The 25,589-nt window shown below is 60.2% G+C and carries 30 protein-coding genes and 1 tRNA gene; 12 read left to right on the top strand and 19 right to left on the bottom strand.

Annotated features, from left to right (window positions below; genetic code table 11):
• The first annotated feature begins 72 nt into the window (after positions 1 to 72).
• From AA105894_RS04770 to rpoN, 7 genes are all read left to right on the top strand, one after another.
• Positions 73 to 159: transfer RNA gene (locus tag AA105894_RS04770), tRNA-Leu, on the top strand.
• 69 nt (positions 160 to 228) lie between these two features.
• Complete coding sequence (locus AA105894_RS04775; protein WP_188425144.1) at positions 229 to 876, top strand: ribonuclease D; 648 nt, start codon at positions 229 to 231, stop codon at positions 874 to 876.
• A 159-nt stretch (positions 877 to 1,035) separates the two neighbouring features.
• A complete protein-coding gene (locus tag AA105894_RS04780; protein ID WP_267311022.1) occupies positions 1,036 to 2,037 on the top strand; it encodes a KpsF/GutQ family sugar-phosphate isomerase in 1,002 nt (333 codons plus the stop codon).
• The gene (gene lptC / locus AA105894_RS04785) at positions 2,034 to 2,801 is read left to right on the top strand and encodes an LPS export ABC transporter periplasmic protein LptC (RefSeq protein ID WP_188425142.1); all 768 of its coding nucleotides are present in this window, start codon (positions 2,034 to 2,036) and stop codon (positions 2,799 to 2,801) included. Before AA105894_RS04780 ends, lptC begins: the two co-directional genes overlap by 4 nt.
• Positions 2,801 to 3,790, top strand: a complete 990-nt coding sequence (locus tag AA105894_RS04790; protein ID WP_267311023.1) for an LptA/OstA family protein — start codon at positions 2,801 to 2,803, stop codon at positions 3,788 to 3,790. The genes lptC and AA105894_RS04790 overlap by 1 nt, the downstream gene beginning before the upstream one ends.
• The gene (lptB, locus tag AA105894_RS04795; RefSeq protein WP_267310728.1) at positions 3,787 to 4,563 is read left to right on the top strand and encodes an LPS export ABC transporter ATP-binding protein; all 777 of its coding nucleotides are present in this window, start codon (positions 3,787 to 3,789) and stop codon (positions 4,561 to 4,563) included. The genes AA105894_RS04790 and lptB overlap by 4 nt, the downstream gene beginning before the upstream one ends.
• A 6-nt stretch (positions 4,564 to 4,569) precedes the next feature.
• Positions 4,570 to 5,997, top strand: a complete 1,428-nt coding sequence (gene rpoN, locus AA105894_RS04800) for an RNA polymerase factor sigma-54 (protein ID WP_267310729.1) — start codon at positions 4,570 to 4,572, stop codon at positions 5,995 to 5,997.
• 25 nt (positions 5,998 to 6,022) lie between these two features.
• On the opposite strand, the gene AA105894_RS04805 is transcribed toward rpoN, so the two are convergent.
• The 3 genes from AA105894_RS04805 to AA105894_RS04815 all read right to left on the bottom strand — a co-directional run bounded on the left by AA105894_RS04805 (position 6,023) and on the right by AA105894_RS04815 (position 7,237).
• The gene (locus AA105894_RS04805; protein ID WP_188425139.1) at positions 6,023 to 6,385 is read right to left on the bottom strand and encodes a RidA family protein; all 363 of its coding nucleotides are present in this window, start codon (positions 6,383 to 6,385) and stop codon (positions 6,023 to 6,025) included.
• Position 6,386: 1 nt separating this feature from the next.
• On the bottom strand, positions 6,387 to 6,641 hold the full coding sequence (locus AA105894_RS04810; RefSeq protein ID WP_188425138.1) for a DUF1150 family protein: 255 nt from the start codon (positions 6,639 to 6,641) through the stop codon (positions 6,387 to 6,389).
• A 98-nt stretch (positions 6,642 to 6,739) separates the two neighbouring features.
• Entirely contained in the window at positions 6,740 to 7,237 is a 498-nt protein-coding gene (locus AA105894_RS04815) for an Hsp20 family protein (RefSeq protein WP_188425137.1), read from the bottom strand.
• A gap of 187 nt (positions 7,238 to 7,424) precedes the next feature.
• Between AA105894_RS04815 and def the strand changes: the two genes are divergently transcribed.
• From def to truA, 3 genes are all read left to right on the top strand, one after another.
• Complete coding sequence (def, locus tag AA105894_RS04820) at positions 7,425 to 7,970, top strand: peptide deformylase (protein ID WP_267310730.1); 546 nt, start codon at positions 7,425 to 7,427, stop codon at positions 7,968 to 7,970.
• Between the two features lie 4 nt (positions 7,971 to 7,974).
• Positions 7,975 to 8,889 (top strand): methionyl-tRNA formyltransferase, encoded by a 915-nt coding sequence (gene fmt, locus AA105894_RS04825; protein WP_267310731.1) that lies wholly within the window; start codon positions 7,975 to 7,977, stop codon positions 8,887 to 8,889.
• 85 nt (positions 8,890 to 8,974) lie between these two features.
• Positions 8,975 to 9,718, top strand: coding sequence for a tRNA pseudouridine(38-40) synthase TruA (gene truA, locus AA105894_RS04830; protein ID WP_267311024.1), 744 nt, complete (start codon positions 8,975 to 8,977; stop codon positions 9,716 to 9,718).
• A gap of 5 nt (positions 9,719 to 9,723) precedes the next feature.
• Here the strand turns inward: truA and AA105894_RS04835 are convergent, their stop codons facing one another.
• Genes AA105894_RS04835 through dapD form a run of 3 tightly spaced genes read right to left on the bottom strand, consistent with a single transcriptional unit; the run spans position 9,724 to position 12,313 of the window.
• Positions 9,724 to 10,353 (bottom strand): hypothetical protein, encoded by a 630-nt coding sequence (locus tag AA105894_RS04835; protein WP_267310732.1) that lies wholly within the window; start codon positions 10,351 to 10,353, stop codon positions 9,724 to 9,726.
• Complete coding sequence (gene dapE / locus AA105894_RS04840) at positions 10,350 to 11,480, bottom strand: succinyl-diaminopimelate desuccinylase (RefSeq protein WP_267310733.1); 1,131 nt, start codon at positions 11,478 to 11,480, stop codon at positions 10,350 to 10,352. The genes AA105894_RS04835 and dapE overlap by 4 nt, the downstream gene beginning before the upstream one ends.
• A 2-nt stretch (positions 11,481 to 11,482) precedes the next feature.
• Positions 11,483 to 12,313 carry a 2,3,4,5-tetrahydropyridine-2,6-dicarboxylate N-succinyltransferase gene (dapD, locus tag AA105894_RS04845; protein ID WP_267310734.1) on the bottom strand — a complete coding sequence of 277 codons (831 nt, stop codon included), beginning with the start codon at positions 12,311 to 12,313 and terminating at the stop codon, positions 11,483 to 11,485.
• A 215-nt stretch (positions 12,314 to 12,528) separates the two neighbouring features.
• Between dapD and AA105894_RS04850 the strand changes: the two genes are divergently transcribed.
• Positions 12,529 to 13,560 (top strand): diguanylate cyclase domain-containing protein, encoded by a 1,032-nt coding sequence (locus tag AA105894_RS04850; RefSeq protein ID WP_267310735.1) that lies wholly within the window; start codon positions 12,529 to 12,531, stop codon positions 13,558 to 13,560.
• Here AA105894_RS04850 and argB read toward each other — a convergent pair whose 3' ends face one another.
• From argB to rpmH, 6 genes are all read right to left on the bottom strand, one after another.
• The gene (gene argB / locus AA105894_RS04855; protein ID WP_229719484.1) at positions 13,561 to 14,484 is read right to left on the bottom strand and encodes an acetylglutamate kinase; all 924 of its coding nucleotides are present in this window, start codon (positions 14,482 to 14,484) and stop codon (positions 13,561 to 13,563) included.
• Positions 14,481 to 15,158 carry a ribosome biogenesis GTP-binding protein YihA/YsxC gene (yihA, locus tag AA105894_RS04860; RefSeq protein WP_267310736.1) on the bottom strand — a complete coding sequence of 226 codons (678 nt, stop codon included), beginning with the start codon at positions 15,156 to 15,158 and terminating at the stop codon, positions 14,481 to 14,483. The genes argB and yihA overlap by 4 nt, the downstream gene beginning before the upstream one ends.
• Positions 15,155 to 16,924 (bottom strand): membrane protein insertase YidC, encoded by a 1,770-nt coding sequence (gene yidC / locus AA105894_RS04865; protein WP_267310737.1) that lies wholly within the window; start codon positions 16,922 to 16,924, stop codon positions 15,155 to 15,157. Before yidC ends, yihA begins: the two co-directional genes overlap by 4 nt.
• Before the next feature lie 140 nt (positions 16,925 to 17,064).
• Positions 17,065 to 17,295, bottom strand: a complete 231-nt coding sequence (gene yidD / locus AA105894_RS04870) for a membrane protein insertion efficiency factor YidD (RefSeq protein ID WP_267310738.1) — start codon at positions 17,293 to 17,295, stop codon at positions 17,065 to 17,067.
• Positions 17,295 to 17,636: a ribonuclease P protein component gene (rnpA, locus tag AA105894_RS04875; protein ID WP_267310739.1), complete on the bottom strand. Its 342-nt coding sequence runs from the start codon at positions 17,634 to 17,636 to the stop codon at positions 17,295 to 17,297. Before rnpA ends, yidD begins: the two co-directional genes overlap by 1 nt.
• 8 nt (positions 17,637 to 17,644) lie before the next feature.
• Positions 17,645 to 17,779, bottom strand: coding sequence for a 50S ribosomal protein L34 (rpmH, locus tag AA105894_RS04880; RefSeq protein ID WP_023978518.1), 135 nt, complete (start codon positions 17,777 to 17,779; stop codon positions 17,645 to 17,647).
• A gap of 149 nt (positions 17,780 to 17,928) precedes the next feature.
• On the opposite strand from rpmH, the gene AA105894_RS04885 reads away from it, so the two are divergent.
• On the top strand, positions 17,929 to 18,144 hold the full coding sequence (locus tag AA105894_RS04885) for a hypothetical protein (RefSeq protein WP_267310740.1): 216 nt from the start codon (positions 17,929 to 17,931) through the stop codon (positions 18,142 to 18,144).
• A 40-nt stretch (positions 18,145 to 18,184) separates the two neighbouring features.
• Here AA105894_RS04885 and gloA read toward each other — a convergent pair whose 3' ends face one another.
• The 7 genes from gloA to bamA form a co-directional block, all read right to left on the bottom strand.
• Positions 18,185 to 18,580 (bottom strand): lactoylglutathione lyase, encoded by a 396-nt coding sequence (gene gloA, locus AA105894_RS04890; RefSeq protein ID WP_267310741.1) that lies wholly within the window; start codon positions 18,578 to 18,580, stop codon positions 18,185 to 18,187.
• A gap of 23 nt (positions 18,581 to 18,603) precedes the next feature.
• Positions 18,604 to 19,446: an LpxI family protein gene (locus AA105894_RS04895; RefSeq protein WP_267310742.1), complete on the bottom strand. Its 843-nt coding sequence runs from the start codon at positions 19,444 to 19,446 to the stop codon at positions 18,604 to 18,606.
• The gene (gene lpxA / locus AA105894_RS04900; protein WP_267310743.1) at positions 19,443 to 20,294 is read right to left on the bottom strand and encodes an acyl-ACP--UDP-N-acetylglucosamine O-acyltransferase; all 852 of its coding nucleotides are present in this window, start codon (positions 20,292 to 20,294) and stop codon (positions 19,443 to 19,445) included. The genes AA105894_RS04895 and lpxA overlap by 4 nt, the downstream gene beginning before the upstream one ends.
• A 22-nt stretch (positions 20,295 to 20,316) precedes the next feature.
• Positions 20,317 to 20,736 carry a 3-hydroxyacyl-ACP dehydratase FabZ gene (gene fabZ / locus AA105894_RS04905; RefSeq protein WP_025841234.1) on the bottom strand — a complete coding sequence of 140 codons (420 nt, stop codon included), beginning with the start codon at positions 20,734 to 20,736 and terminating at the stop codon, positions 20,317 to 20,319.
• 216 nt (positions 20,737 to 20,952) lie between these two features.
• Positions 20,953 to 22,014, bottom strand: coding sequence for a UDP-3-O-(3-hydroxymyristoyl)glucosamine N-acyltransferase (gene lpxD, locus AA105894_RS04910; protein WP_267310744.1), 1,062 nt, complete (start codon positions 22,012 to 22,014; stop codon positions 20,953 to 20,955).
• A gap of 6 nt (positions 22,015 to 22,020) precedes the next feature.
• Positions 22,021 to 22,935 carry an OmpH family outer membrane protein gene (locus AA105894_RS04915; RefSeq protein WP_267310745.1) on the bottom strand — a complete coding sequence of 305 codons (915 nt, stop codon included), beginning with the start codon at positions 22,933 to 22,935 and terminating at the stop codon, positions 22,021 to 22,023.
• Between the two features lie 72 nt (positions 22,936 to 23,007).
• The gene (bamA, locus tag AA105894_RS04920) at positions 23,008 to 25,407 is read right to left on the bottom strand and encodes an outer membrane protein assembly factor BamA (protein WP_267311025.1); all 2,400 of its coding nucleotides are present in this window, start codon (positions 25,405 to 25,407) and stop codon (positions 23,008 to 23,010) included.
• Positions 25,408 to 25,589 lie beyond the last annotated feature (182 nt).

Below are 25,589 nucleotides of genomic sequence, written 5' to 3' on the forward strand. Positions count from 1 at the left end.
CCCGCACAGCCCGGTAAACGCCTCTTCACCGAACGGGATGCCGAAAAAAGCGGCGCCCCGGACAGCCTCTGAGCCCAGATGGCGGAATTGGTAGACGCGCAGGTTTCAGGTACCTGTGTCCGCAAGGACGTGGAAGTTCGAGTCTTCTTCTGGGCACCATACGAAAAACGGAAAAGCCGACGAGAAATCGTCGGCTTCCGTTTTTTCTAGCCCCAGGGTTCTCAAAACATGGCCGCACCGAGCGCTTCGATCCATCTCTATGATGGTGATCTCCCCGATGATTTCGATCTCGGCCCGGTTGTTGCCGTTGATACCGAAGCCATGGGCCTCAACCCGCATCGCGACCGTCTCTGCCTCGTGCAGCTTTCCGCCGGTGATGGCGAGGCGCATCTGGTTCAGATCCGCCCCAAATCCCTGGGTGGGCGCTATGAGGATTGCCCGAACCTAAAGGCCCTGATGGCAGATGACAGCGTCACCAAGCTGATGCATTTCGCCCGTTTTGATGTCGCGCTTCTTCAGCATGCGCTCGGCATCACCGTGGCCCCTGTGATCTGCACCAAGATTGCAGCGCGTCTGGTCCGTACTTTCACAGACCGTCATGGCCTCGCCCATCTCTGCCGCGAACTTCTCGGTGTCGATCTGGCCAAGCAGCAGCAGACGTCAGACTGGGGCGCCGAAACCCTCACACCCGAGCAGCTCAGCTACGCTGCATCAGACGTGCTTCATCTGCATGCTCTCTGGGCAAAGCTCGAATCCCTCCTTATCCGTGAAGGTCGTCGCGAACTCGCGCAGGCCTGCTACGACTTCCTCCCTGCTCGGGGACGTCTCGATATTCTCGGTTATGAAGAGCCCGATATCTTCTCTCACCGCGCCTGATTATCCGGTCGGGCCGTCCTCAGGACCGGCCCGGTTGTTCCCTCTCTGGGGCAGCGCCATAGAAAGGCCTTGCTCGGATGGAAACTCGGCGATTGACCTCAGACCAGCAAAGCGGGAAGAGAACGCATGACCGAGCTTCCCCCTTCCGGCTCTCGCACAATGAACAATCCGGAGAACGGCCCCAGTTCCGCGCTCGATAGCGCCTGCGCCACCCTCTCCGCCGAAATCACGGGGCTTTCCGCCCTGCATGCCGTTCTCGGGCGTTCTCATGCGCTTGGACGCGCCTTCATCGATGCCGTTAAACTGATCGCCAGCACGAAAGGGCGCATCGTCGTTTCCGGAATCGGCAAATCCGGCCATATCGGCCGTAAGATCCAGGCCACTTTCGCATCGACCGGAACCCCGTCCTTTTTTGTCCATCCCGCCGAAGCCGCCCATGGCGATCTGGGCATGATCGACACGGATGACGTGCTGCTCCTGCTCTCGCAGTCGGGTGAGACAAGCGAACTCGCAGCCTTACTCGAGCATGCCGCCCTGCACGCCCTGCCGGTCATCGGCATGACCTCGTCACAAGACTCCACGCTCGCTCGTGCGAGCACGATCATTCTGAACCTGCCACACGCCCGCGAGGCCTGCCCTATGGGGCTCGCCCCGACAACCAGCACGATCATGCAGCTTGCCCTTGGTGACGCGCTGGCCATCGCCCTGCTGGAACGCCGGGGATTTACGGCGACTGATTTCAGGGCATTTCATCCGGGCGGCAAACTTGGAGCCCTGCTCAAGCCGGTCAGTCGGCTGATGCATGATGGCGACGCCATGCCGCTGGGCACGCCTGACATGACACTATCGAATGTCATCATCGAGATGACACGCAAGGCATTTGGCTGCATTGGCATTACAGATGACGCTGGAACACTGGTCGGGCTTGTGAGCGATGGCGATCTGCGCCCTGCCCTGACACGCAATCTGGATACGACGACCGCCGGGGAGATCATGAACCGCAACCCCATAACGACAAAGGGAGACGTTCTTGCCCAGGAAGTCATTCATCTGATGACGGCTCGGCGCAAGGCAATCAATAGTCTGTTCATTCTCGACGAGGCCGGACGCCCGGCTGGAATCGTCCGGCTTCACGACCTGCTTCGCATGGGGATTGCATGACGCAGAGTTCCTCCCCCGACGACCGCAAGAAACCGCAACGCGACGATTTTGCGCGTGATGCTGCCAAGCTTGCCGCGCTGCGCGAAGCTATGCGCGAACAGGGGCAGCAGAGGCAACGCGCCATTCCTACCTCGTCCGATCTGGCGTCACGTCGTCGTCTGCTCGACACCGCAAAATGGGCGCTGCCCTTGCTTGCCGCCCTTCTTCTGGGGTCGATCGCCGTCTGGCCCGAAATCGCCCGCTGGCTCAGCGCCAATCGTGCCGTCATGCAGGAAATGGCGCAGATGCGCGTCGAGAGCGGCAATCTGGAAGGCGCGATCTATCGCGGACTCGATGCCCATAACCGACCCTATATGGTCACGGCGCGGATCGCCCATCAGAACGGCCCCGACCGCATCGATCTGATCGACCCGGTGGCCGACACCCATATGGCAGGGGGCGGCTGGGCGCAGATCAAGGCAGACAAGGGCGTCTACATGCAGCATGAGCAGACGCTCAATCTGACTGACCATGTGGTACTTTATCGCGATGACGGCACGCTGCTCAACGGCCTGACCGCCGATATCGACCTGCATCGCAGCGTCATTTCATCGAATGACTGGGTGCATGCCGAAGGGCCATTTGGCATCCTCGACGCTCAAGGCTATTTTATCGACCAGCACGACAATCTGCTGCAATTCGTCGGACCGCAACGCGTCATCCGCAATGATGACCGTCAGGATGCCATGCCCGCCCTTACTTCACCCGCACACAAGGCCCCATGATGCGTCGCCTCATCCCTGCTTTGACCCTGAGTTCGCTTCTGATGGGCCTGCCGCTTCCCGGTGCCGCGCTTCTCGGCCTTGCCGGCTCGCAGGCTCTGGCCCAGGCCATCGACATGTCTCACGGCGAGCAGGTGAATATTAGCTCGGCAGGCCCTCAGACCTATGACCACGACGCCCAGACGGTCACTTTCGTCGATCAGGCTCGTGCCGTACGTGGCGATGTGACCATCGACGCCGATCAGCTTATCGGTTTTCTGCGCAAGAAGGCGCCGGACCCGAACGCCCCGCCCCAGCCGCCAGGCGATGCAAAGGCCGATGGCCAGAAGAGTGACGGCGATGGTGCCATGGGGGGCTCGATGGAGCTCTACCGGATGGAGGCCATCGGCCATGTCCACATCTATACGACAACCGATCAGGCTTGGGGTGACAAGGCGCTCTACGATATCGACCAGGCCGTTCTGGTCATGACCGGCAAGGCGCTCAAACTCACCACCCCTCAGGATGTGATGACGGCGCGCGACGTGATGGAATATCACGCCAATACGCGCATGTCGGTCGGTCGTGGCGATGCCACTGTCACCACCAATGACGGCAAGCGCATCAAGGCCGATGTTCTGGTGGCTTTCAGCAAGCCCGACAACGCAGCACCGGCTCAGGCCAAGCCCGCCCCCGGCCAGAATGGCGGCGACAGCACGGCACAGCGCTCGTCTAAACTCGATCGCGCCTATGCATGGGGCCATGTCATGCTGCGCACGCCCAACGAGACAGCGACCGGCGACCGTGGTGTCTATGTATTCGATACGCAGATGGCACGCCTGATCGGTCATGTGCATGTCACCAGCGGCCAGAACCAGAATAATGGCGCCTCGGCCATCGTGAACATGAAGACAGGCGTCGCGATCATGAATCCGGCGCCGGGTCAGCGCGTCGAGGGTATGGTCATTCCCAATGAAGCCTCGAGCAGCAAGCCCGGAGACACACATCCATGAGCGATAACGAGACCGTTCTCCTGCGCGACGTCCTGGATGATCCACAGGTGCAGACGGGGCTGATCGCCCATGGCATCGGCAAGAGCTATAAAAAGCGTCAGGTCGTGCGCAATGTCTCGCTTCAGGTGCAGCGCGGCGAAGCCGTCGGTCTGCTTGGGCCTAACGGTGCTGGCAAGACGACGAGTTTTTACATGATCGTCGGTCTGGTTCAGCCAGACACCGGCACAATCACACTGGATGGCGCCGATATCACGCAATTGCCCATGTATCGTCGGGCGCGACTCGGCATCGGCTATCTGCCGCAGGAAGCCAGCATTTTCCGCGGGCTGAATGTCGAGCAGAATATTCTGGCTGCCCTTGAAGTAGTCGAGCCTGATTATGACCGTCGCCAGACCATGCTCGATGGCCTGCTGGCTGAGTTCGGCATTTCGCATCTGCGTCACTCGCCCTCGCTCGCGCTCTCGGGCGGCGAGCGTCGTCGTCTCGAAATTGCACGCGCTTTGGCAAGCCAGCCCAATTACATCCTGCTCGATGAGCCTCTGGCTGGCATTGACCCGATTGCTGTCGGTGAAATCCGCGATCTGGTCTCTCACCTCAAGGACCGCGGCATCGGCGTGCTGATTACCGATCATAACGTTCGCGAAACCCTTGAGGTCATCGACCGGGCCTATATCATGCATTCGGGTCAGGTGCTGATGGAAGGCATCCCCGAGGAGATCGTCGCGAATGAAGATGTACGCCGCGTCTATCTGGGAGAGAATTTCTCCCTCTGATTTCTGATGGCGCGCCTTTCTCTTCAGGCGCGCCAGACGACCGGCCTTGTCATGACCGGTGCGCTGCAACAGGCGATCGGTCTGTTGCAGCTCTCGAATCAGGAGCTGCTTGCCGAGCTGACGATGCTCGCAGAATCCAACCCGCTCCTGATCGTCTCCCCCCCAGAAGACGACGCTCCGTCATTCACCGAGTCTGCGCTGGATCTGCGCGACGGCGATCTGCCGCGTGATCTGGAGCCGGAAACGCCCGGGCTGAGTGGCGAGACATGGGAAGACGAACCACTTCTGCACCATGGCGCCTATGACAGCGAAGATGAGTCTCATCATGAGCCGATGGCCCCGCGCCCGACACGGCTGGATCAGTTCCTGAGCCAGATCCGGCTGCGCTTCGACACCCAGCAAGAGCAGGCCATCGCGCTTGCCCTGATTGAGGCACTCGACGAATCCGGGCGGATCGAGACGCCGATCGGACAACTCGCGACATCCCTCGGCACCTCGCCCGACGCAATCGAACAGGTGCGTCTGGCCATGCTGTTTTTCGAGCCTGTAGGGTGCTTTGCACTCTCGCTTGCCGAATGTCTCGCTGCTCAGTTTCAGGCTCGCAATCGCTACGATCCTTCTGTCGCGACCCTGCTCGATCATCTCGACTGGCTCGCTCGCGGTGAGCATGACAGGCTGAGAAAAGCCTGCGCGCTGGACGCACAGGATTACGCAGAGCTGCTTCAGGAGCTCAGAGCCTGTAAGCCACGCCCTGGCAGTAGCTTCAGTACGCCTGAGCCCGAGGCCGAGCCCGATCTATTTATCACGCTGGCCCCGAACGGCCCTCTTGTATCGCTGAACCCGGCAACCTGGCCGCGGCTTACAATCGATGACGCCCTCTATCGGCGGCTGCTATCCGGTCGGGAAGACGCCCGTCACTATGCACAGGAGAAGCAGAGTGAGGCGACAACGCTCCTGCGCGCCGTCGAGCAACGCGCCCGGTCTCTGATGCTCATCTGTCTGGAAATCGCCCGCGTGCAGACGACTTATCTGAAGGAAGGTATCGCGGCTCTCAAACCGCTCACCCTGTCGCAGATTGCCGAAAAAACAGGGCTGCATGAAAGTACGGTGAGCCGCGTAACCGCGTCTCGACTGGTCGGCACACCGAGGGGCGTCCTGCCCCTGCGCAGCTTTTTCTCGACCGGGCTGGGTGACGACGGCGAACAGACCAGTGCGGATGCCATCAAGGCCCGTATCAAACAGATTATTGGTGACGAAGCCCCCGACTCAATCCTCTCCGACGACGCCATCACGCAGAAGCTTCAAGAGGCCGGACTGGCCATCCAGAGACGCACGGTTGCCAAATATCGGGAAGCATTGGGTATCGCCGGATCGGCGCAGCGCCGCCGCGACCAGAAGCTGAAAGCCCATCTTGCGGGGGCTGCAACGGCGTAAGGCAGCGACACCCCAGCGTTATGGGTCAGATCGCCGCAATAGCGGTGATTTCTACCGACCATTCTGCATTGACCAGCCGTGCCTCGACCGTGGCGCGTGCCGGTTTATGCGCGTGATCAAGCCAGGCATCCCAGGCCCGATTCATGGAATCGATCTCGGAGATATCCGTCATGAAGATCTGAACGGAAAGCAGACGCGTCTTGTCCGTGCCTGCCTCGGCCAGCAGCGCGTCGATCTGGCGCAGGATGTCCGCCGTCTGCCCCTCTGTGTCGAGAGACGGATCATCGGCGACTTGTCCCGCCAGATAAAGCGTGTTGCCGTGACGCACAGCGCCGCTCAGACGGTTCTCTTCAGCAAAGCGCGTGATGTCGCTATTGGTCTGGCTCATTTCAGTGCACCCAGGCAGGGATCATTTCATGGTCGACAATGGCCTCGAACGCGCTTGAGCGATCTTCGGCCAGCGCCATCGGTGTGCCGTCCGCAGCATGGATGGCAAAAGCCGCCTCACCTTCGTAAACCACCGGTTTGACATAAGCGACGTGGCTCATGCCGAACTCCTTGAGATCCTGATGCGTCATGCGACGCAGATCTGACACCGGTGCCTGAACCTTGCCCGCTTCTTCGTCGTGGACAATCTTGCTCATCTTGACTTCTTTCTTTCGGTTCGACCCGAAAAACACGGACCGACTGGGCCTTCAGCCCTTACTCTCCAGCAGCGCCTGCACGCGCCCTGCCATGCGTCTCACTCGTCGTCGAGATCGCGTATGGCGCGGCTGCGTCGCGGCTTTGGCATCTCGATATGAGTCGCCCGCGGCACAGGATGATCGCGACGTCCGGCGCTGATCTCGATACGCTTGACCCGCACTTCCGGCTGGGGCCGCAGCAGATCGATATGCAGCAACCCGTTATCAAGCCACGCCTCGCCGATCTCTATATTCTCTGCGAGCACGAAAGCCTTCTGAAACTGACGCGCCGCAATGCCGCGATGCAGGAACACCCTGCCCTGACTGTCATCGGTCTGACGACCGCGAATGACGAGCTGGTTGTCTTCCTGAGTAATATGCAGATCGTCCATCACAAAACCGGCGACCGCGAGCGTGATGCGCAGTGTGGTCTGGTTCAGTTGCTCGATATTATAGGGCGGATATCCATCAGACGCCGTTTTCGACGCACGTTCGAGCATCTGTTCCAGATGGTCGAAACCCAGAAACATGGGCGATGTAAACAGACGGCCTGACATGCAGCCTCCTCCATGAGCGAGACGGTAATACGATCAGGCCCATAAGCGGCGCCAGATCACGTTTCCGATATGGGCATGTTTCGCCCCAGGTGCAAGCCGCAGCCACGTTTCCATGACCTTGTGACCATCAGCGTCCGACGGTTTAGAACTGGTTTTCTCTTCTGCGAGTCGTTAAATCCCCAGCATCATGACAGCGCTCTCTTTCCTGACGGACATCGAGTCCATCGCCCCCACTCCGATTCTGGTTGCCCCCCAGCCCGTTCTTCGCGCCGTGGCGCGCGAGGTAACGGCAGACGACATGGCGCTGGTCAAATCGCATCTGCCCGGCATGTTCTCGGCCATGTACAAGGCCCCCGGCATCGGCCTTGCCGCCCCGCAGATCGGCCTTGGCCTGCGCTTTGCGCTGGTCGACGTCGCCGATGAAGGTGAGCGCAATCCTCTGGTGCTGATCAACCCGGAAATCATCGACGAGTCCGAACAGCTTGCTGCTCGTGAAGAGGGCTGCCTTTCTCTGCCCAATCAATATGCCGAGGTTATTCGCCCGCTCAGCGTTCGCCTGCGTTACCGCACGCTCGACGGCGCCATTGAGGAAATGGAGGCAGACGACCTTCTGGCAACCTGCATCCAGCATGAGATCGATCATCTCGACGGCATTCTTTTTGTCGATCATCTCTCGAAGCTCAAGCGCAACATGATCATGCGTCGCCTCGCCAAGGAACAGAAAGGACGCTGACACCATGCGTCTGGTCTTCATGGGCACACCGGATTTCGCGGTGCCGGTATTCGATGCTCTCAGGGCTGACGGGCACGAGATCGTTCATGTCTATACCCAGCCTCCACGCCCGGCCGGGCGCGGCAAGGCGCTGCGCCCCTCGCCGGTGCAGAATGCCGCCGAGCGGGCTGGCATCACGGTACGAAGCCCCATCAGGATCAGGAACAACGAGGAAGAGCAGGCTTTTTTCGAGTCGCTCGACGCCGATCTGGGCATCGTGGTTGCCTATGGGCTGATCCTGCCGCAGCGGATGCTGGATGCCCCAAGGCGCGGCTGCCTGAATGTGCATGCCAGCCTTCTGCCACGCTGGCGTGGGGCGTCACCGATCCAGTCTGCACTGCTCGCCGGTGACGCCCGCAGCGGCATCTCCATCATGCAAATGGATGCCGGGCTCGATACAGGCGATGTTCTGGCTGAGGCAGCCATAGATCTGGCCCCTGACGAGACCGCATCGACCCTCCATGACCGCCTGTCTTTTCTTGGTGCTGAATTACTGATCGAAACCCTGCGTCGCCCCTTCGCGCCGGTACCGCAATCCGGCCAGGGCGTGACCTATGCCGAGCGGTTGACCCGCGAGACAGGCCGGATCGACTGGCGAAACCCGGCCACCATCCTGGATCGGCAGATCAGGGGGCTCACACCCTGGCCCGGCGCTTTCACGACGCAGGACGGCACGGTACTCAAGATCGGGCAGGCGCGTATCGTGGCGCGCGCGCATGATGCCGCACCAGGCATTGCTCTGGACGATGCCCTGACCATTGCCTGCGGTGAGGGCGCCCTTCAGATCCTGACGCTCCAGCGTCCCGGCAAGGCCATGATGGCGGCCTCCGATTTCCTGAGGGGAACGCCAGTGCCTGAGGGGACGATCCTTGGTGCGTGACAGCGCCATTGAGAGCGCTCCGGAGGAAGCACAGACGCAGGGGCGCGAAGGCCCCGCTTCAGGCTATACCCGCTGGGCGCTCAAGATCGAGTATGACGGCACCGGTCTGGTAGGCTGGCAGAAGCAGAATAATGGCCTGTCCGTGCAGGAATTGCTGGAAGAGGCCGCGTCGCGCCTCGTGGGTGATGCCCCCGTCATGAGCGCCACGGCAGGACGCACCGATGCCGGGGTACACGCTTCCGCCATGGTTGTGCAGCTCGATCTGCCTTGCCATGAGCGCCTCGATGCCCGTCAGATACGCGACGGTATCAGTTTCCACCTCAAGCCGCATCGCGTTGCCGTGCTTGAAGCGGCCGCAGCTGCCGAAGGCTGGCATGCCCGTTTTTCAGCGCTTTCGCGCCGCTATCGCTATACGATACTGAACCGGCCGACACGACCGGTTATGGATGCCGATCATGTCTGGCATGTCAGACGCCCGCTCGATGCCTGCGCAATGCATGAGGCAGCCCAGACCCTGCTTGGCCGGCATGATTTCTCATCATTCCGCGCGGCGGCCTGTCAGGCCAACAGCCCCATACGCACGCTTGATCGTCTCGATGTCACACGTTGCGGGATGCATATCCACATTGATGTCGAGGCGCGCTCCTTCCTGCATCATCAGGTGCGCAATCTTGCAGGCTCACTGCACCTCGTCGGCAGCGGACAATGGCCTGTGTCGAAGCTGCGTGAGGTGCTGGATTCCTGCGACCGCCGCAAGGCCGGCCCTACAGCCCCGTCTGAGGGGCTATGTCTCGTCGGGGTAGGCTATGCCCAGGACCCGTTTGGCTGACCGACTCAGGATTTCGGCAGCGGCGCCACGAGTTCATGCAGCGCGTTGTAATGTGGCGGAAAGAGCGCGGCGATGAGATAGAGCGCCGCAACCGACACATTCATCAGCACAACAAGCCCAGCCGCCTTGCCACCGCTGATCTGCAGCCCCTTGCGCGCAATGAACCAGCCGAGCCAGAGCTCGTAGAGCTCGACCCCCAGCATGATGACACCCAGTGCGGCAGGAAGAGACCCGATGCCTGGCAGGATGAGCTGGACGATCGTGAGTGCGAAAAGCGATACCACAACCGGCAGCCAGCCACACCAGAGAAGCGCCGTGGCATAGCGCGTCCAGAGCGACTCACGTCCCCAGAACGCCGCAGCAAGCTGGGAAATCACCAGCCTTGTAAGTAGGGCCGCGATGAGAATGAGCACCTTCGTGACCTGCATCGCGTCGAAACGCTGCGTGAGCTGGGAAAGCCCCATCACCACAAAAAGCGCGACACTCGGTGCGAGAGCAGAAAGAAGCGCCTCGGGCGTGTTACGAAAGGCCTCGATACCCTGAGCATCGCCGCGGGCAAGCTGCAAGGTGCCGGTTATGATGCGCGAGGCGGCCCCTGCCGGGGTCTCGCCTGGGGGGATAGAGCCGCTTTTCACAATCCGAATGCCTCGAGATAATCACGATAGATCAGGACCAGCGCCTGCAGGTCGGCGATGGCGACGCATTCATCTGCCTTGTGCATGGTCGCGCCAACAAGACCGAATTCGGCAACAGGGCAATACTGGGCAATGAAGCGTGCATCAGATGTGCCACCACCCGTATCGAGCCTGGGAACCTGGCCCGTATGACGAAGCACGACCTCAGAAAGGGCTGCGACAGCCGCCCCTGGTTCGGTCAGAAACGCTTCTCCGCTGATACTCGCCTCGACCTGCGCACAGGGTGCATGAGTCGACACGGTGTCACGGATCCACTGCACCAGATCATCGCCGCGATGCTCGGTGTTGAACCGGATATTGAGCAGGGCTGTCGCCTTGCCCGGTATCACGTTGGTGGCCGCATTGCCCACATCGACGCTCACCACCTGCAGCGATGAAGGCGCAAAATGGGCGTTGCCCTCATCGAGCACGCGAGCGGTCAAGCCGCTCAAAATCGGCAGCAGACGATGGACCGGATTATCGGCAAGGTGCGGATAGGCAACATGCCCCTGTACGCCATCGATCGTGATCCAGGCATTGAGACTGCCACGACGGCCGATCTTGATGACATCGCCAAGTCGATCGGGGTTGGTCGGTTCGCCAAGCAGACAGAAATCCGGGCGATGCCCGTTTTCCATCATCCAGGGGAGAACCTCTTTCGTACCGTGAAGGGCGGGCCCCTCTTCATCACCCGTAATCAGCAGGCTGACCGAGCCTTTAAGCGGCCGCTCGGCCTTGAGCAACGCCACGGCTGCCACGAAAGCGGCAATACCGCCCTTCATGTCAGCAATGCCACGACCGTAAAGCTTGCCATCGGCGCACTGGGCCCCGAATGGATCATGCACCCAGCCGTCACCGGGCGGCACGACATCGGTATGGCCGGCAAAGCAGAGATGCGGCCCCTTATCGCCCAGACGCGCGAAAAGATTGGGGGTCTGACTACCGTCAGGCCCGCAATCGATAAGGTCGGTGCTGAACCCGAGACCCGTCAGCGTGTCGGCAAGAAGGGCCATCGCCCCGTCATCGGCCGGCGTGACGGAACGACAGCCGATCAGCTGAGCGGCAAGGGCAACGACATCGAGAGACACGATCAGTCGCGCAGCAATTCGTTGATCGAGGTCTTGGAGCGCGTACGCTCATCGACACGCTTGACGATCACGGCACAGGCGAGATGCGGCGCATCCGGCGTGCGACCGGGAAGCGTACCGGGCACGACCACGGAATAGGCGGGAACGCGGCCCATGAAAATCTCGCCCGTTGCACGATCGACGATCTTGGTGGACGCGCCGATAAACACCCCCATCGAGAGCACCGACCCGCGCTCGACCACAACACCTTCGGCAACTTCCGAGCGTGCGCCGATAAAGCAGTCGTCCTCGATGATGACCGGGGCGGCCTGCAGGGGTTCGAGCACACCACCGATACCGGCGCCGCCGCTGATATGCACGTTCTTGCCGATCTGGGCACACGAACCGACGGTCGCCCAGGTATCAACCATGGTGCCGCTATCGACGCGTGCGCCCACATTGACGAAGCTCGGCATCAACACCACGCCCGGCGCGATATAGGCAGAGCGACGCACGATCGCACCGGGGACTGCACGGAAGCCCGCTTCGGCAAAGCGGAACTGGTCCCAGCCATCGAATTTCAGCGGCACCTTGTCGAAGCCGGGAACACCACCGCAGGCGCGCTCGGCGACACGGCTGTCGGTAATACGGAAGGAGAGCAGAACAGCCTTCTTCAGCCATTCATGCACGACCCAGCCATTCTCACCGGGCTCGGCGACACGCAGCTTGCCTTCGTCGAGAGCCGTCAGTGCGTGCTCGATTGCTTCGCGCGCCTCGCCTTCCGTATGGGCGTTGAGCGTGTCACGACGCTCCCACAGAGAGTCGATCACGGTGCGCAGATCGGAGACGGGCATCTTCAGGCGTCCTTTGGCGGGGTTACTCAAGTGAGCGGACCATGCTCAGGACGCATCAGGAAGTCAACGAATCTTGCGCCAAACAGGCGTTAAGGATGAATTAAATACCGCCAGCTATACTCTTCAGCGAGTCAGGAAACGGGTTATTACCCTCAGGAACCTCTGTTATCGAGAGCGTCGCAGACCTTGCCTCTCTACCCCCGGGAACATGCCAGATGAACGCATTTTTGTTGAACACCGTGCGTTCGACGATTTCCCCTTTCCTTCCCGGAGCGGGTGAGAAGGCACCGCCAACAAGAAGTCACGACTGGAAAAAGCGCGAAGCCGAATTGCAGGCGGCACTTCTTGAAACCCTGCGCGCCGCCATCTCTGTTTCAGAGGGGTTGCGCATGGCGTTCGAGCAGTTCTGTGTCGAGACGAGACCTGATCGCGGCATTCTCATGAGCGCGGGGGCTCTCGTCATTCCGCCGCCCTCCGAGCCGCAATTGCATATTCTTCATTCCTGGCCTCAGCGGGACCCGACGCCACAAGAGTCGCTCGGCGGACAGCGCAGCTGCACCAATCTCTGCCTGAGTGCGATTACCGAGGTCAGGCATCAGGGCGAGATCGGCATTTTCGCCTATTATCCGCGCCGCTTTCCGGCGCGCGCCGCAGAAGCCTGCCAACGCGTGCTCGGTACGCTGGTCCAGACGGCAGCCGCGATGATCGAAGTCGATCATCGTTATCGTGTGCTGATGCGTGCCCTGCCCTATGACCCTCTGACCCATCTGCCCATCTGGTCCCTGTTTCGCGAAAAGGTGGAGCGTCGCTTTCCGCGCCTTGATCGCGAGCAACTTCCTGCCACGCTGATGCTGGTCTGCTTCTCGGGCCTGCTGAACACGCCCGAAGGTCTGGTCAAGGCAGATGATGCCATCGAGCAGATTGCGCATGTACGCGATGCCATCAGTTTCCTGCAACGCGCCATTCGCCCGACCGATCTGATCGGGCAGCTGGACCGTGAAAGTTTCGTCCTCTGGCTCGATGGAGGGGACCGGTTTGCCTCGGTGGAGCGCGCCGATCTGATCTGCAAGCGGCGCTATATGTGCTCAGCCGGGGCCAATCCTCTGGTCTCGGTCAAGATCGGCCTCGTGACACGCGAGCCGCATTCTACCGACATGCTGGATGTATTTTTCGAGAGAGCGCGCCTCGCTCTCTCGATTGCCCATGAAGAAAAGGTTGACTGGTACTTCGCCCACGAGAATGCCTGATCAGGCAGCGCGAATAAGCGTGCCTGATCCCTTGTGGGTGAACAGCTCCAGCAGGCAGGCATGGGGCACACGCCCGTCCAGGATGACCGCTGCGCTGGCACCTGCCTTGACGGCGGCAAGGCAGGTCTCGACTTTCGGGATCATCCCGCCCGAGATCGAGCCATCGGCGATACGGCGCTGGGCCTCTTCGGCTGTCAGCTCGGGAATGAGCTTGCCGTTCTCGTCAAGCACCCCAGCCACATCTGTCAGCATCAGCAGACGCGACGCATTGACGCTGCCAGCAATCGCTCCTGCAGCGGTGTCTGCGTTGATGTTGTAGGTCTCGCCCTTCTCGCCCACACCGACCGGTGCAATCACGGGGATGAGTCCAGACCCGAGCAGGGAATAAAGAACACGCGGATCGATCTTGGTCGGTTCGCCGACGAAGCCGAGATCCTGCACTTCTTCCTGCCCCGAGCGCGCATCGCGGCTGCGATGCATCAGCTTGCGCGCCTGCAGCAGCCCGCCATCCTTGCCGGAAATGCCGACAGCCAGCGCCCCGGCGCGATTGATGAGATCGGCTACCTGCTTGTTGACACTGCCCGACAGCACCATCTCGATCACTTCGATCGCCGCCTGATCGGTCACGCGCAGCCCGTCGACGAAGCGGGACTCGATTTCAAGACGCTTGAGCATGGCGCTGATCTGCGGACCGCCGCCATGCACAACGATCGGGTTGATACCGACCAGCTTCAGCAGGGCAATGTCGCGACCGAACGCACTCGACAGATGATCCTTGCCCATTGCGTTGCCGCCGTATTTGACCACGATCGTGTCACCGGCATAACGACGCAGAAAAGGCAGGGCACTGGCAAGCAGGGCCGCCTGCTGCTGTCCCTCGTCATTCATGTCAGGGAGCGTGAACTCCGCTGCGTCCTTCTTCATCTCTGCTCCCCTTCCGACCCTGAGCCCGCACAGGAGCGGGCGATCTCGGCACGCAAAGTCTCGATGCCCAGTCCGGTTTCGCTACTGGTTATCACGATATGCGGATAGGCTGCCGCATGCTTGGCCAGCACGGCCTCAACCTCGGCAATCTTGGCCTTGAGCTTGTTCGGCCCCATGCCATCGGCCTTGGTCAGCACAACCTGAAAAAGCACGGCAGCGCGATCGAGCATCTCCATGACATCACGATCGGCCTGTTTCAGCTCGATGCGGGCATCCAGCAGCAAAAAGACGCGCGTCAGGGTGGGGCGACCGCGGAGATAGGCAAACATCATCGTCTGCCATTCTTCCTTCACCGACTTGGCCGCCTTCGCGAAGCCGTAGCCCGGCATATCGACCAGAGCCAGCCTGCCGCCGAGATCGAAGAAATTCAGCTGCTTGGTACGGCCTGGCTCGGAAGACGCACGCGCCAGCCGGTTCCGCCCCGTCAGGGCATTGATCAGGCTGGACTTGCCGACATTGGAGCGCCCTGCAAAAGCCACTTCCGGTCCGGCGAGCGGAGGAAGCTGATCGAGCTTCTGGGCCCCAAAGAAAAACTCGCATTCCGCAGCGAAAAGCAGACGACCGTTTTCGATCTGCTCTTCGGTGAAAACGGTCGGGTCTTCTTTGCGGGTCACGACTTGCTGACGGCCTTGCCGCCCTTCTTTACCTTACTGTCGATCTGCACCTGGATAAGCTTCTGCTGTGCATAGCTGAGGATATTGTTCCAGGTGTAGTAGATGACGATGCCTGCCGAGAGACGACCCAGGAAGATCGTATAGATGACCGGCATGAACTGCATGATTTTCTGCTGCGCCGGGTCCATGCTGACCATGCTCTGACGCTGCATCAGCCAGATGGTGATGCCGAACAGGATAGGCCAGATGCCGACATGCAGCATTTCGGGCATGAAGCTCGGGTTGAACGGCAGCAGGCCGAAAAGGTTGAAGATGGTCGTCGGATCGGGCGCCGAAAGATCGCGGATCCAGCCATAGAACGGGGCATGACGCATCTCGATGGTGATGTTCAGCACCTTGTAGAGGCAGAACGCAACCGGTGCCTGAACCAGAAGCGGCAGACAGCCCCCAGCCGGATTGACGCCCTCTTCCTTGTAAAGCGCCATGATCTGCTGGTTCTGGGCCAGCTGATCACCCTTGTTATGCTCACGGATGGCCTGGATGCGCGGCGAAAGCGTCCGCATGCGCGCCATCGAGGCGAAGGACTTGGTGGCGAGCGGGTAGAGGATCAGCTTGATGATCAGCGTCATGATCAGCAGTGCGATGCCGAAATTGCCGACCTTGTCATAAAGCCAGTGCAGCACATGGAACATCGGGCGCGTCAGGAACGCGAACCAGCCGAAATCCACTGCCTTGTAGAAATAAGGAATATGCAGGTCATTCGTGTACTGGTCGAGGAGATTGACCTCCTTCGCGCCCGCAAAGACCATGCTGGTCGTCTGGACTGTCGAGCCTGGCGCAATCTGGATTGGCTGGCTGGACTGCGTGTCGACGATATACGACCCTTCCTTGGCATTCGGGACAAACCGGTAATGCACCGAGACCGCAGCCTTCTGGTCGGGGATGACCGCCGTAAGCCAGTATTTGTCGGTGATGCCTGCCCAGCCGCCTACGCCATCGGCAGACCACGCCGAGTTATCGGGCTTGGTCGCGCCCTTGCGCATGGTCTTGTAGGATTCCTCGTCCAGACGGTCATTCACGACCGAAAGCGGGCCTTCCTGCACGATCATGCCACCGGTCTCGAGCGGCTTATAGTCACGCTCGACACGCTGGAACGGTGTCAGGGAAACAGGCGCACCAGCCTGGTTCTGAACGCTCTGGGTGATGGCAAACAGATAGCGACGATCGAGTTTGATCTCGATTCTGAAAATCAGCCCCTGCCCGTTATCCCACTGCATGGTCACAGGATGATCGGGAGAAAGCGTCTTGTCGTCACTGGTCCAGTCGGTCGTGGCGTCCGGCAGACGCAGGGTCGACCCTGCAGGTGCCTGCCAGCCCAGCTCGACAAAGCTCGGCTGCGGACCATCGCCATTCTCAAGCAGACGCACCAGCGGCGAATTCTTGTCCAGTGTCTCGCGATAATGCGTAAGCACCAGATTATCGAAACGGGCGCCGCGCAGGCTGAAAGAACCCGTAGCATCGGGCCCCTCAATCGCAATGCGACCGGCAGGGCCTGCAGCAGCAGCCGGGCCATTGGCCGGGGCGCCGCCTGGCACTGCCACAGGGAGAGCGGAGACCTTGCCGCCCGCTTCGGGCGTCTTGCCCTGGGCCTGCTGGGTTGTCTGGGTCTCGACGTCTTTCTTCGCGTGCTGAGGCACGAAATAATCGAAGCCGACCACAATCGCGGCCGAGAGACTGGTTGCCACGATGATGCGCTTGATATCCATCAGCCGAATACCGGTCTTTCCAATGAGAATGAAACGAATAACGAGAGAAGCAGGCCCAGGGCCGCGTCCGTAGCGGTTCAAGTGGCCGAATTCCGGTCACAAAACAATAGCCGCAGGGTGAATTCGGTATTTTATGCCCGTCAGGGCACAGGATCGATGCCCCCGCTGCAATAGGGGTGACACCGAGCCAGCCGTCTTGTCGTCAGCCAGAGGCCACGCAATACGCCGTGTCGACGCAGGGCTTCCTGGGCGTAGACGCTGCATGGCGGGTAAAACCGGCAATTCGTGCCGAGCTGCGGGCTTATATAGCGGCGATAGACATGCAAAAGGGCCAGAAGAGAGGAGAGAACCAGCTTTCTGCCCGATTCCATCACAGGGCCTGGCCCTTTTTCAGGGCATGTTCCAGATCGGCAATCAACTTGCCGAAAGGACGACCCCTGGTCGAATCGCGTCCGATAAGGACAAGGTCGACTGCAGAAAGGTCGTTCCCGGAGGCCACATGGCGCAACGCCGCCCGAAGGCGGCGGCGCGTACGGTTACGCACAACGGCGTTCCCGACTTTCTTGGTCACTGTAAATCCGACGCGGGCCGGTGCTTCTTCGTCTGTTTTCAGAACCTGAAGCACGAGTCCGGATGTGGCGACCTTGCGCCCCCGGCTGGCAACCCGAAGAAATTCGGGTCTTTTCCGAAGTTTTTGGGGCTGGCCTGCCAAGTCGGGTATCAGGCCGAAAGCTTCTTGCGGCCCTTGGCGCGACGGTTGTTGATGACGCGACGGCCACCGACGGTTTCCATACGGGCGCGGAAGCCGTGGCGACGCTTGCGGACGAGCTTGGACGGTTGGTAAGTACGCTTCATGGCGTCATTCCTCAAGGCAATGATTAACGGCGAAGCCGGTGAAGGCCCACCCTGACAAGAAGACGACACAAGGCTGACGCCATCTTCCTCTGTGCGCGGGCTTTTACGAGCCCAGAACAGCCCTGTCAATCAAATCAAGGAATCTGAGCATGACGCAGACAAAGGATTCATCAGGCGATGATGCGGAAAAGCGCCTCTCTACGCTTCGGCATGATCTGCGCAACGATCTTGCAACAGCCCTGCTCGCAGCAGACCTTCTCACGAACCATGCCGATGAGAGCGTTCAGCGCCATGCCACAAGCATCGTGAACGCGCTGGAAAAAGCGACCGAGCGCCTGAAACGCTCCAGGAAGCCGGTTAGCTGAAAGATCTGCCCGGCATCACAATTCCGGGCAGACCGGACAATCAGAACGTGTCTTTCTGAATGATCTCGATCTTGTAGCCATCGGGATCTTCAACGAATGCGATGATCGTCGTGCCGAACTTCACCGGCCCCGCCTCACGCGTTACCTTGCCGCCACCGGCGCGGATCCGTTCGACAGTTGCCGCCGCATCGGGAACGCCGATAGCGAAGTGACCAAAACCATTCCCCAGGTCATAGGGCGTAGCCTGATCCCAGTTATAGGTGAGTTCGACTTCCGCTTCGCCATGCGCATTGTCGTTGAAACCGAGATAGACAAGCGTATAGCGCCCGTCAGGCACTTCCCGACGACGGATCTCGCGCATGCCGAGCATCTGGTAATAGGCCACGCTCTTATCGAGAGAGAACACGCGGATCATCGTGTGCAAATAGGTTGCCATGGTTTTACTCCCGAAAATAAGGCTCAGCCTGCACCCTGACTCTCGGCGCGGCTCAAGCCATAGAGAAACAGTTCCAACCTGTCGGCGGTTGCTTCGCATTCCACAGGATCGGTCAGCAGGGTGAAGCCCGTTTCAAAGGCGATGCCCCGCAACCCTGCCGCATGCGCGTTGACAATGGTTCTTGGCCCGACCGTCGGCATATCCGCCCGCGCTTCCTGTCCGGGCTTGAGCATCTTGACCAGAACCCCACCCGGCCCGGGCTGCAACAAGCGGGCTGCCCGCTCCAGCATCTGATCCGTGCCTTCTATCGCCTCTACAGCAAGGACGAGCCCGTCCTGCACAATGCAGCCCTGCCCGATATCAAGCGCGCCGATCGCCCGCACGACTGCAATGCCTCTGTCGATATCGGCTCTGGCCTGCGCATCAGGCTGGAAACGCCCAAGAGCGCCAACCCTGCCAAGCGACTGCGTCAGAAATTCATGCGCCCCACGGACGCGAAACCCTTCCTCACCGAAAATACGGACCAGCGCGCCCAGCAATCCGTCATCGCCGGAGAAAAGCGCCCGACCGACCCGCGCCAGCAACCTGGCGCCTTCGGCATCGGGGCGCAGATCACGCAGGGCAGGACGTCGCACCGGGCCGATAAGCACGATGTCGCCGCAATTGGCCTGACGTAGTGATGAGAGAATTTCGCCAGCCGCTGCCAAACGGATGATGCGATGGGGCCAGTGACGGATCTGGTCGAGATCGACGAAATCCTGAAACCCGATAATGAAAACGTCGCGACCCTGACGACGCGCTGATTCGGCAACCTGAAACGGTAGCGGCCCGCCACCCGCCAGAATGCCGACCGCGCTCCCCGTCACGCGCCCTCGGTTTCTGCCGAAAGCTGGGCCGGGCTCGCCGCACGGACGAGACCGCGGCGGCTCTGCACTTCCATGAAGGCAATGATTTCCTGCACACGAGCGCTTTCGGGGAAGTCACGCTTGACCGCAGCCAAACGTGACTCAAGCACCGCCTCGTTACGTCCCGTACGCGGGTAGAGAATGCGAAAGGCCCGGCGCATCTGCTGGATCTCTTCAGCACTGACACCCTGACGGCGGAGCCAGATCCAGTGCAGACCCACCAGACGTGCACGATTGCCAAGCACGCTGCCATAGGGAATGACATCGGCCTCGACGCCACAAACGCCCCCGACCAGCGCCCCGCGACCTATGCGCACGAACTGATGAAGTGCCGCAGCACCCATGATCCGTGCGCCATCGCCGATTTCGACATGGCCACCCATGACGACATTATTGACGATGATCACACCGTCTCCGATGTCGCAATCATGCGCCACATGGGCATTGGCCATGATCAGACAATGAGACCCTACCCGTGTGAGGGCAGTTCCCTGTGCCGTGCCACGGTGAATGGTGACGTTCTCGCGGATCACCGTGTGAGCGCCGATGCTGCATCGTGTCGGCTCGCCGCGATATTTGAGATCCTGCGGTGCAAGCCCAACCGTGACGAAAGGATAGATCTCGACCTGAGCGCCGATATCGGTCACGCCGTCGATGATGACACTGGCATGAAGCCTGACGCCCTTACCGAGCGAAACCTCGGGACCGACAGAGCACCAGGGCCCGATAGTGACATTCTCGCCAAGGACCGCCTCAGGGGCGACCAGAGCGCTTGGATGAATGCTGACAGTGCTGGGCCATTTTGACACGGAACGATCCACGAAGCTGTTCTTAACCCATGATCATGGCGCTGAAGGTCGCCTCGGCAACCGACACACCATCGACGCGTGCAACGCCCTTGAAACGCCAGACATTGGCGCGGGCACGCTCCTTGACGACCGTAATATGCAATTGGTCACCGGGGCCAACAGGGCGGCGGAACTTCGCGCCCTCAATGGTCATGAAATAGACCAGCTTGCCTTCAAACGCATCACCCAGCGTCAGCACCACCAGCGTCGCTGCGGTCTGGGCCATGGCCTCGACAATCAGCACGCCCGGCATGACCGGCTGCGCAGGGAAATGCCCCGTGAAGAACGGCTCGTTGATGGTGACATTCTTGATGCCGGTCGCCGACTCACCGAGCTTGATATCGACCATCTTGTCGATCATCAGGAAAGGATAGCGATGCGGAATGGCCGACATGATGCGCATGATATCGATTGCCTCGATACCGATTGCTGCGGTCTCGGCCGTCACTTCCTTGTTCTTCTCTTTCGCAGAGGCGTCCAATGTTCTGCTCACTTCTTGTTCCTGAACGAAACGGATATGCCGCAGCGTTCATCCGTCACAAACATGACGGCAGGTTTAACGTGTCGGCCTGCTTCTAGCAAAACTCTGTCTTCGTGGCCACAGGCAGGCGTGCAAGGCTCACGCCTCGCTCTTGCCGTCCCTCTTCGCCAGACGACGGAGGAAGGCCACATTGCGGAAGAACTCCCGGAAAGGCATGGCCGGGCTGCCGATCACATCGGCACCGGCCTCGACATCGGACATCACGCCGCATTGCGCGCCGACACGAGCCTTGTCACCGATCTTGATATGGCCGATCAGCCCCGCCTGAGCGGCGATGGTGACGAAATCGCCAAGCTCGGTCGAGCCGGAAATTCCTGCCTGTGACACAACAATGCAGCAGCGTCCGAGCTGGGCATTATGACCGATCTGCACCAGATTATCGATCCGTGTGCCCGCCCCGATGATGGTGTCACGCATGGAGCCACGGTCGATGGTCGAGTTGGCGCCGATCTCGACATCATGACCCAGCACGACGCGACCAAGTTGCGGCACCGTTTCAAAACCGGCTGGCCCCACGGCAAAACCGAACCCGTCCTGACCGATACGGGCACCGGCGTAGAGCGTCACACGATCACCGAGTATCGCATGAGATAACGAGACATGCGCACCGATGCGGTTATGCGCACCGATCACGACACCGTCGCCGATTGCGGCATGGGCCGCAATGACACTATTGGCGCCGATTTCCGCATTGGCCCCGATGGTGACAAATGGACCAATTTCGACCCCCTCACCCAGCCTGGCCGTGTCGTCGACCAGCGCGGTGGGATGTACACCCGGACGAGACGGTGTGACAGGGTGAAACTGCGCAGCAATACGCGCCCAGGCAAGATAAGGCGCCTTGCTGACGAGACCGATCACACCGGGAGGCAGCTTGTCCTTGAAAGCCGGCCCCAGAATGACTGCGCCGGCCTTCGTCTCCGCCAGAAGGGGCAGATACCGTCTGTTATCCAGAAAGCTGATTTCCTGGCTGGTGGCCGCCTGAAGAGGCGCCACACCACGCAGCGTGATCTCGCCTGCCCCCTCCTGACCGACGATCTCGGCTTCCGCACAGGCAGCGAGCGCATCGATGGAAAATGGTCCCTGACGATCGAAAAAACGCGGATCGCCAGGAAGAGCATCGGGCAAAGAGGGCGTCATGGCAGATCAGTGCTTCCGGAGGATCGAGGCAGGCGCAGCAGGAGCCTGTGGTGCGGCTGCATCGGCAGCGGGCCCCGGACCAACCTGCGAGGTTGTGTCCTCATCGGCCGTGGTGGGCATCTTGCCGGACTTGGCAAGCACTTCCGGGTCGACATCCTCAGCCGGAATGAAGACGTGCGGCAGGATCTTGTTCAGAACCTTGGCGGTCTCTTCGGTGATGTCCTGACCATCAACATGCAGGGCAACCTGCTCGCTATGCAAAACAAGGTTCATGCTGTGCGAGGCCGCAACCTGACGCACGATGCGCACAAGTTCACGCTCGATCTGGTTGAGCGATACATTGGCCGCTTCCTGAATGATGCGGGCGCGATTTGCGAAATCACGCTGTGCCTTGGCGCGGCGTTCCTGCAGATGACGCTCGCGCAGCTGGATCTGGTCCGAAGTCAGCGTGCGGGCGCTTTCCTGCAGCTTCTGCTGTTCGACACGCCAGCCTGCCTGCTCCTTCTGGGCCGCGGCTGCCAGCTTGTCACGGCGCTCACCCAGAACGCGCTGAGCCTCGGCAGCCGCACTGGAGAGACGCATGACTGTCGGGATGCTGATCACACCAAGCAACGCTGCCGGTGGCGGCGCGGCCTTGGGCAGATCTGGTGAGTCAGGGATCGGCGGTTGCGGCAGGACAGGCGGCGCTTCCGGCTGCTGCATGGGCTCATCGCCATCCTGCTGCGGCATCGGCTGGGCGACGGGCACACGACGCACGGCATGCGGTGCCGGAGCCGGTGCTGGCTGCGCCGTTTTGGGAACGAACCAGCCACCATTACCGGAAGAGGGCTGCGCGGACTGTGCCTGAGCGAGGCTCGGAAGGCTGACGGAAGCAAGCAGTGCCGAAGCAGCCATGAAACGGGCTGCCGAGAAAAAGGACATGGAAACCTCTGTTCAAAACCGTCGGGCCAGAATGCCTGCGAGAGGCTATGACCCGACCGGATTAGGCTGCGTTCAGAATTGCTGTCCGAAACCGAAACGGAGCGGATAGAGACGGTCATTACGCGATTTGCGGATAGGCACGGCGCCGTCGATATTGACGAGGCCGAATGGGCTCTTCCAGGAAATACCAAGACCCGTTGTGACACGGGGAACAAGCGTATTACCCGTGACTGGCGTATAACGCGAACCATCCTGCGCGGCGTTGGTGTAAAGATGCTTTACACGCAAACCGTCAAGACTACCGGCATCGACGAAGTATCGACCGGAAATACCGACATCGTCGCCCATAGGCAGCGGGAAATTGAGCTGCGCTGAAGCGGTATAGATGAAACGGCCACCGATAAGATCTTCCTGACCCGGCAAAGGCGTAGACGAGTTTAGATGGCCAGAACGGGGGCCCGCACCACCCTGCAGGAAGCCGCGCAGGTTTTCACCACCGAGATAGAAATTGTCGATGATGCTGACATTGCTGTTCTTGGACCAGTCGCCCATATAGCCAGCGCCGCCCTTGAACTGGAGACCCCAGTCGTGATTGCCTGTGAGGGAGTCCAGCGGCACGTAATACTGGGCGTCAACCTTGGCGCGCAGATATTTCACGTTGCCACCGAGACCGGCGAAATCGCCGCTCACATTGATGACGAAGCCCTTGCGCGGACGCATGCGGTTGTCGCGACGGTCATAGGTCAGCGTGGTGCTCAACTGGGAAAGAAGCGACCAGCCGGCGGAGTCCTGCACGTAATAGGACGGGACATACTGATAACCGTAAGTGTCAATGTCGCTCTGGCTGAAGATATTGCCCACATGACGGTCGATCAGCGAGTAACTCCAGGACTGCGACAGGTAGTTATTATACGAATACCCCATACGCAGCGTCGCACCATACCGCCCTTCCTTATAGGACTGGTAGGTCTGGTAATTGTTTTCGATACCGAAGATATCGATACCTGCCACGATGTTGCGGTTCAGGAAGTAGGGATCGGTCAGAGAGAGATCGACCTGCTTCTGGTAATACGCCACCGTTCCGGAGATACCGGCATCCATACCCGTGCCGAGCAGATTGTGCTGCTTGACCGAGCCGTTACCCAGAATACCAACGTCGGTCGAATAACCACCACCAAGCGAGAATTCGCCCGTCGGCTTTTCGACCACATTGGCTGCCACGTTGACCTTGTCGGGGGCTGAGCCCTGCGTCTGGTCGACAGAGACCGTGCTGAAATACCCGAGATCCTGCAATGCGGCCTTCGAATATTTACGATCGAACGGGGTATATGGGTCGCCCTCTGCCATGGGCAGCGCACGACGGATAACCTTGTCCTTGGTTACCGTGTTGCCGTTGATGTCGATGCGCTCGACATAGACATGCGGCCCTTCATTCACGTCGAACAGCAGGTCGACAATATGCTTCTCGGGGTTACGCGCGATCTCGGAGCGCACCATGGCGAAGGGATGACCCGTTGCCTGAAGGCGCTCCTGCATGCCCGTCACGTTGTTCTGGATCGCTGTGCCGTCGTACCACTGGTGCGGGAACAGATCGATATACTTCTTCAGATCCTTGGACTCGACGTGACGCAGGCTCGAGCGCACATCCATCTTGCCGATACGATAGCGCGGGCCTTCGTCGAGCGTGAAGGTAATGATGAAGTTCTTGCGATCAGGCGACAATTCACCCGTCGCATTGATCATGTGAAAATCCACATACCCGTTATGCAGGTAGAAACGACGCAGCAACTCGGCGTCGTACTTGATACGCTCGGGGTTGTATTCGTCAGACGACGAGAAGAAACGATACCATTCCGTCTCCTTCGACGAGACGACAGAGGCGAGACGCGCTTCGTTGAAAGCCTTGTTGCCGACGAAGACAATCTTGTTGATCAGTGTCTGACGCGCTTCGTTGATCTTGAAGATCACATCGACACGGTTATGCGACAACTTGATGATCTGCGGCGTTACGGTTGCGCCGAAACGTGCCTTGGACGCGTAAAGATCAAGCAGCTTCTGGCGGTCTGCGGCTGCGGCCTGCGACGAGAATACGGCGCGGGGACGCATGCTGATCTCCTTGCGAAGATCCTCATCCTTGACCGCGTGATTGCCTTCGAAGGCGATACGATTGACGATCGGGTTCTCTACCAGATCCACAATCAGCGTGCCGCCGGAGCGACGCATCGTGACGTCCTTGAACAGGCCGGTCGCGTAAAGCGTCTTCAGCGAACGATCGAGGTCGTCCTGGTTGAAACGGTTACCAGGCTGCACCACCATATAGGAAAGGATGGTGCTGGTTTCGATGCGCGTATTGCCCTTCACATCGATCGTTTCGATCACTTGCCCATCGGCAGGGCGCTGATGCGCGCCATGATGCGATGGGGCACGACGGGTCTTCTGAGCCTCGGCCGTGCCTGCCCATATCGGGAGCATGCAAACAGACGCAAGGAGAACGAGACGTTTACCTGACAAGACGGACGTTCCTTAACTTCATCAACCCAGCGTGAAGGTTTATTTCAGACAATTTAACTTTACGCAACGAAGCCGGAACCGTCGACCGCGTTTGTTTAAATCGGACGTATCCGACTTATGCCCTGCGAGGCAAGCACCCCACC

The organism is Asaia spathodeae NBRC 105894 (assembly GCF_025994195.1).
Classification (GTDB): Bacteria; Pseudomonadota; Alphaproteobacteria; order Acetobacterales; family Acetobacteraceae; genus Asaia; species Asaia siamensis.

Excerpts from the sequence above, each read along its gene's own strand:
- argB (WP_229719484.1), bottom strand. The coding sequence starts at position 14,484 with ATGAAGAAGGACGCAGCGGAGTTCACGCTCCCTGACATGAATGACGAG.
- AA105894_RS04885 (WP_267310740.1), top strand. The coding sequence starts at position 17,929 with ATGACGCAGACAAAGGATTCATCAGGCGATGATGCGGAAAAGCGCCTC.
- rpoN (WP_267310729.1), top strand. The coding sequence starts at position 4,570 with ATGGCGCGCCTTTCTCTTCAGGCGCGCCAGACGACCGGCCTTGTCATG.
- gloA (WP_267310741.1), bottom strand. The coding sequence starts at position 18,580 with ATGGCAACCTATTTGCACACGATGATCCGCGTGTTCTCTCTCGATAAG.
- rpmH (WP_023978518.1), bottom strand. The coding sequence starts at position 17,779 with ATGAAGCGTACTTACCAACCGTCCAAGCTCGTCCGCAAGCGTCGCCAC.
- bamA (WP_267311025.1), bottom strand. The coding sequence starts at position 25,407 with ATGCTCCCGATATGGGCAGGCACGGCCGAGGCTCAGAAGACCCGTCGT.
- lptB (WP_267310728.1), top strand. The coding sequence starts at position 3,787 with ATGAGCGATAACGAGACCGTTCTCCTGCGCGACGTCCTGGATGATCCA.
- def (WP_267310730.1), top strand. The coding sequence starts at position 7,425 with ATGACAGCGCTCTCTTTCCTGACGGACATCGAGTCCATCGCCCCCACT.
- AA105894_RS04805 (WP_188425139.1), bottom strand. The coding sequence starts at position 6,385 with ATGAGCCAGACCAATAGCGACATCACGCGCTTTGCTGAAGAGAACCGT.
- AA105894_RS04780 (WP_267311022.1), top strand. The coding sequence starts at position 1,036 with ATGAACAATCCGGAGAACGGCCCCAGTTCCGCGCTCGATAGCGCCTGC.
- AA105894_RS04775 (WP_188425144.1), top strand. The coding sequence starts at position 229 with ATGGCCGCACCGAGCGCTTCGATCCATCTCTATGATGGTGATCTCCCC.
- lpxD (WP_267310744.1), bottom strand. The coding sequence starts at position 22,014 with ATGACGCCCTCTTTGCCCGATGCTCTTCCTGGCGATCCGCGTTTTTTC.
- yidC (WP_267310737.1), bottom strand. The coding sequence starts at position 16,924 with ATGGATATCAAGCGCATCATCGTGGCAACCAGTCTCTCGGCCGCGATT.
- AA105894_RS04915 (WP_267310745.1), bottom strand. The coding sequence starts at position 22,935 with ATGTCCTTTTTCTCGGCAGCCCGTTTCATGGCTGCTTCGGCACTGCTT.
- fabZ (WP_025841234.1), bottom strand. The coding sequence starts at position 20,736 with ATGCGCATCATGTCGGCCATTCCGCATCGCTATCCTTTCCTGATGATC.
- AA105894_RS04815 (WP_188425137.1), bottom strand. The coding sequence starts at position 7,237 with ATGTCAGGCCGTCTGTTTACATCGCCCATGTTTCTGGGTTTCGACCAT.
- AA105894_RS04790 (WP_267311023.1), top strand. The coding sequence starts at position 2,801 with ATGCGTCGCCTCATCCCTGCTTTGACCCTGAGTTCGCTTCTGATGGGC.
- AA105894_RS04850 (WP_267310735.1), top strand. The coding sequence starts at position 12,529 with ATGAACGCATTTTTGTTGAACACCGTGCGTTCGACGATTTCCCCTTTC.
- dapD (WP_267310734.1), bottom strand. The coding sequence starts at position 12,313 with ATGCCCGTCTCCGATCTGCGCACCGTGATCGACTCTCTGTGGGAGCGT.
- fmt (WP_267310731.1), top strand. The coding sequence starts at position 7,975 with ATGCGTCTGGTCTTCATGGGCACACCGGATTTCGCGGTGCCGGTATTC.
- lptC (WP_188425142.1), top strand. The coding sequence starts at position 2,034 with ATGACGCAGAGTTCCTCCCCCGACGACCGCAAGAAACCGCAACGCGAC.
- AA105894_RS04810 (WP_188425138.1), bottom strand. The coding sequence starts at position 6,641 with ATGAGCAAGATTGTCCACGACGAAGAAGCGGGCAAGGTTCAGGCACCG.
- yidD (WP_267310738.1), bottom strand. The coding sequence starts at position 17,295 with ATGGAATCGGGCAGAAAGCTGGTTCTCTCCTCTCTTCTGGCCCTTTTG.